The organism is Streptomyces sp. GC420 (assembly GCF_009916105.1).
In the GTDB taxonomy this organism is placed as follows: Bacteria; Actinomycetota; Actinomycetes; order Streptomycetales; family Streptomycetaceae; genus Streptomyces.
Genome location: NZ_JAAAXQ010000554.1, coordinates 1 through 3,716, shown reverse-complemented (window position 1 = coordinate 3,716; position 3,716 = coordinate 1). Strand labels below are relative to the sequence as shown.

The 3,716-nt window shown below is 71.6% G+C and carries 6 protein-coding genes; 3 read left to right on the top strand and 3 right to left on the bottom strand.

The annotated features are described in order from the left end of the window. Positions 1 to 68 precede the first annotated feature (68 nt). Positions 69 to 1,049 (top strand): N-acetylmuramic acid 6-phosphate etherase, encoded by a 981-nt coding sequence (gene murQ, locus GUY61_RS36015; RefSeq protein WP_166634512.1) that lies wholly within the window; start codon positions 69 to 71, stop codon positions 1,047 to 1,049. 133 nt (positions 1,050 to 1,182) lie between these two features. Here murQ and GUY61_RS40930 read toward each other — a convergent pair whose 3' ends face one another. Both GUY61_RS40930 and GUY61_RS36005 read right to left on the bottom strand, forming a co-directional pair. Continuing rightward, entirely contained in the window at positions 1,183 to 1,635 is a 453-nt protein-coding gene (locus tag GUY61_RS40930; RefSeq protein WP_243766991.1) for a hypothetical protein, read from the bottom strand. After that, positions 1,632 to 1,853, bottom strand: coding sequence for a hypothetical protein (locus GUY61_RS36005; RefSeq protein ID WP_166634511.1), 222 nt, complete (start codon positions 1,851 to 1,853; stop codon positions 1,632 to 1,634). The genes GUY61_RS40930 and GUY61_RS36005 overlap by 4 nt, the downstream gene beginning before the upstream one ends. A 111-nt stretch (positions 1,854 to 1,964) precedes the next feature. On the opposite strand from GUY61_RS36005, the gene GUY61_RS36000 reads away from it, so the two are divergent. Continuing rightward, positions 1,965 to 2,804, top strand: coding sequence for a helix-turn-helix transcriptional regulator (locus tag GUY61_RS36000; RefSeq protein ID WP_166634510.1), 840 nt, complete (start codon positions 1,965 to 1,967; stop codon positions 2,802 to 2,804). Then, positions 2,788 to 3,072, top strand: coding sequence for a DUF397 domain-containing protein (locus GUY61_RS35995; RefSeq protein ID WP_166634509.1), 285 nt, complete (start codon positions 2,788 to 2,790; stop codon positions 3,070 to 3,072). The genes GUY61_RS36000 and GUY61_RS35995 overlap by 17 nt, the downstream gene beginning before the upstream one ends. A 31-nt stretch (positions 3,073 to 3,103) precedes the next feature. Here the strand turns inward: GUY61_RS35995 and GUY61_RS35990 are convergent, their stop codons facing one another. Then, on the bottom strand, positions 3,104 to 3,643 hold the full coding sequence (locus tag GUY61_RS35990) for a GNAT family N-acetyltransferase (protein ID WP_166634508.1): 540 nt from the start codon (positions 3,641 to 3,643) through the stop codon (positions 3,104 to 3,106). Between the last annotated feature and the right edge of the window lie 73 nt (positions 3,644 to 3,716).

Here is a 3,716-nt window from a genome sequence, read left to right as displayed (position 1 = left end):
CCGCTGACCCCCCCGAACGACCCGGACGACCCGGACGACCCGGACGACCCGAGAAAGAGCCGCCGCACATGACGCCGTCGACCAGTGACGCCCACGACACCGCCGAGCGGCCGGACGCCGACGGCCCCGGGCACCGCGATTTGCTGGCCCACCTCGGAACCCTGACCACCGAGGCCTTCCGGCCGGAACTGGCGGACATCGACCGCCTGCCGACCCTCGACATCGCCAGGATCATGAACGGCGAGGACGCCACGGTGCCCGCCGCGGTCGCCGAACGGCTGCCGCAGATCGCCGCGGCCATCGACGGCACGGCGGAACGGATGGCCCGCGGCGGGCGCCTCATCTACGCCGGCGCGGGCACGGCGGGACGGCTCGGCGTGCTGGACGCCAGCGAGTGCCCGCCGACCTTCAACACCGGGCCGGGACAGGTCCTCGGGCTGATCGCGGGCGGCCCCGGGGCGGTGGTGACCTCGGTGGAGGGCGCCGAGGACAGCGGGGAACTCGCGGCGGCGGACCTGGACGCGCTGTCCGTCACCGCCGCCGACGTCGTCGTGGGCATCTCCGCCTCCGGCCGCACCCCGTACGCCGTCGGCGCCGTCGAACACGCCCGCGCCCGGGGCGCCCTCACCGTCGGCCTGTCCTGCAACGAGGACTCGGCCCTGGCGGCGGCCGCCGACCACGGCATCGAGATCGTCGTCGGACCCGAGCTGCTGACCGGCTCCACACGGCTGAAGGCGGGGACGGCGCAGAAGCTCGTCCTCAACATGATCTCGACCGTCACGATGATCCGCCTCGGCAAGACGTACGGAAACCTGATGGTCGACGTACGCGCCTCCAACGAGAAGCTGCGTGCCCGCTCCCACCGCATCGTGGCACTCGCCACGGGTGCCGCGGACGAGGAGATCGGGGCGGCCCTCGCCGCCACGGACGGCGAGGTGAAGAACGCGATCCTGGTCATCCTGGGCGGCGTCGACGCCCCGACCGCCTCCCGCCTCCTCACCACCCACGCCGGCCATCTCCGCGCGGCCCTGGCCGATACCGGCACCTGACCGGGGCGACGCCCGACCGTTCTACTGGCCACCGACCGGGCGCGGGCGCTGGCACCGGGCTCGGGCACACCGGGGGGCGCTGGCACCGGGCTCGGGCACACCGGGGGCGCGGGCGCGGGCGCGGACGGCCCGCTCACCGAAGCCTCGGCTCCCGGTTGAGCCGGCGCACGCGGGCCCGCAGCACCTCGGTCGGCGGCAGCGGTGCCACCGCCTCCAGCGGGCAGTCCCACTCCCGCCCGCCGTTCGGCGGCCGTAATTGCAGCCGACCGCCGACGTGCCCCATGACCCGGCCCACGTCGCCACTCCGCGCGTCGACGACGTACGTCCCGGCCTCGGGCGGCCGGACCCGTATCCCGCCGGACCCCGCCCCCATCGGTCCCATCGGCTCGCCTGCGGTTTCCCGCCTCGCGCCAGGGCCGCCACCGATCGGTTCCGGGACCCCGGTCTCGTCGGCCGTGTCCACCGTGTCGCGCCACCGGGGGCAGTCGGCCGACTCGGCGGGACCGGGCGGCACAGGCCACGCCACCGGACCGGGTTCCGGCGGCCGCTCCGCCGCGACGATCCAGCCGTCGTCCGACGCGCTCACCGCCCCTCCACCCGGCGCAGCACGGCGGCGAGCCGCAGCGCCGTCTCCACGTTGCAGCGGCCCAGCTCCACCAGCGGCGGCCCCGGCTCGCGGCTCGCGCTCGACACCGGGTCCACCCACAGCGACGGCAGGGTGATCCCCACCGCGCCCAGCGCCTCCCGCAATCCCGCGACGGCCTCCTCGGCCTCCCGCTCCCGTTCGCTCGCGGTCGTCACCATCGCAACGCCCTCCACTCTGAGTGTTCTGGTTCCGCACACAGCGTGACCGGTACCCAGCTACGCTTTCCGGCGAGGCGGCCCAACAACCCCACTTGTTCGCAGGGAGTTGCCATGCCCGGACCCAAGGACCTCGACCCGTCCTCTTCCCCCAGGGCTCTGCTCGGTGCCGAACTGCGCCACGCACGCGAGCGTGCGGGCCTCACTCAGGACGAGCTGGGCGGGCCGCTCTTCGTCAGCGGCTCCTTCATCGGTCAGCTCGAAGCCGGCACGCGCCGCATGCAGCCCGACTACGCCCGCCGGCTCGACGACATCCTCGGCACGCGCGGCTTCTTCACCCGCAACTGCCGGGCGGCGAACAAGTCCCGCTACCCGGACCACTTCGCGGAGGCCGCGGAGGCGGAAGCCGTAGCGACGGCAATCAAGGAGTACGCCCCTCTCCTGATCCCGGGCCTGCTCCAGACGGAGGGCTACGCGCGGGCGATGTTCCGCGCGGGCCGTCCCACGGCGACAGAGGATGTGATCGACGAGCTGGTGTCGGCCCGCCTGGACCGTGCAAAGCTGCTGGCCGATCCAACGACACCGTTGTTGTGGGCGGTTCTGGACGAGGCCGTGCTACGGCGAACCATGGGCGGCCCAGCCGTGATGGCCCATGCGCTGAGCCATGTGGCGACGCTGGCACGACGGCACCGGATCATCGTGCAGGTGCTGCCGTTCGCGGCGGGTGGTCACATGGCAATCGAAGGCTCCCTCAAGCTGATGTCCTTCACCGACGCGCCCACACTCGCCTATCTCCAAGGCCTGGGAATGGGGGAGTTGCAAGACGATCCAGCCGCCGTCGCGCACTACGAACTGACTTACGATCTGTTGGGGGCCACCGCTCTTTCACCGCGGGACTCCCTGACCCTGATCGAATCAGTGGCGGAGGATTACGCGCATGAGGATCAGTCCTGAGTACGCCCTGAGTGCGGCCACCTGGCACAAGTCCACCTACAGCGGTCCCAGCGGCGGCGACTGCGTGGAAGTCGCCCGGGACTTCCCCGGAGCCGCAGCCTGGCGCAAGTCCACTCACAGCGGTGGCAGCGGCGGCGACTGCCTCGAGGTCGCCGACGGCCACCCCGGTATCGTCCCCGTCCGCGACTCCAAGAACCCCGACGGCCCGAAGCTCGTCTTCCGAGCCCCGGCCTGGTCCGCCTTCCTGGCACACCTCGAGCAGAGCTAGTGGTGGGCTCGTACATGGGCGCCGAGTCTGCTCAGTTCGGCAGATTCACCGCGTAAATCCAGTCGAGGCCGTCGCATCCAACGCCGTCGAAGTGTTCCGCTCGGGACAGGCCCGCCCGGAGCGCCACGCGCTGGGAGGCGATGTTGGCCGGTCGGACGCGGGCGACGAGCGGTAGGTCGGGAACATGCCGGATTGCCCAAGCGGTGACCGTGGTCGCGGCCTCGCCGGCGTAGCCCTGGCCCCATGCCGAGGTGGCGAAGCGGTAGAAGAGGTTGAGGACCTTCATGCCGTTCAGCTCCATGGGTTTGATCCCGCAGAAGCCCAGTTGCTGGGCCGAGTCGCGGCGCCGGACGACCCAGTATCCGTATCCGTACTTGTTCCACTGGTCGTCCCAGCACTGGTAGAGCTCTTCGGCCTCGCCCGGCCGTGCAAGGGTGTCGGAGGGATTGTGCAGGCAGGTTCCGGGGTCACTGTGGATCGCAAAGATCGCATCGACGTCGGCCTCGGTCGGACGTCGCAGCGTCAGCCGGGCGGTCCACAACTCTTCGCCTGCGGGACTCCGATCTCTCATACGAAGATCGTAGGGCTGAGTATCGATGGTGCGGCGCGGGGCAGTTCTCGTCGGCCCGGGTCGGGTGTGTGAC

What these genes read in the sequence shown, in the direction of transcription:
- murQ (WP_166634512.1), top strand. Translation starts at nt 69, where the DNA reads ATGACGCCGTCGACCAGTGACGCCCACGACACCGCCGAGCGGCCGGAC.
- GUY61_RS36005 (WP_166634511.1), bottom strand. Translation starts at nt 1,853, where the DNA reads ATGGTGACGACCGCGAGCGAACGGGAGCGGGAGGCCGAGGAGGCCGTC.
- GUY61_RS36000 (WP_166634510.1), top strand. Translation starts at nt 1,965, where the DNA reads ATGCCCGGACCCAAGGACCTCGACCCGTCCTCTTCCCCCAGGGCTCTG.
- GUY61_RS35995 (WP_166634509.1), top strand. Translation starts at nt 2,788, where the DNA reads ATGAGGATCAGTCCTGAGTACGCCCTGAGTGCGGCCACCTGGCACAAG.
- GUY61_RS35990 (WP_166634508.1), bottom strand. Translation starts at nt 3,643, where the DNA reads ATGAGAGATCGGAGTCCCGCAGGCGAAGAGTTGTGGACCGCCCGGCTG.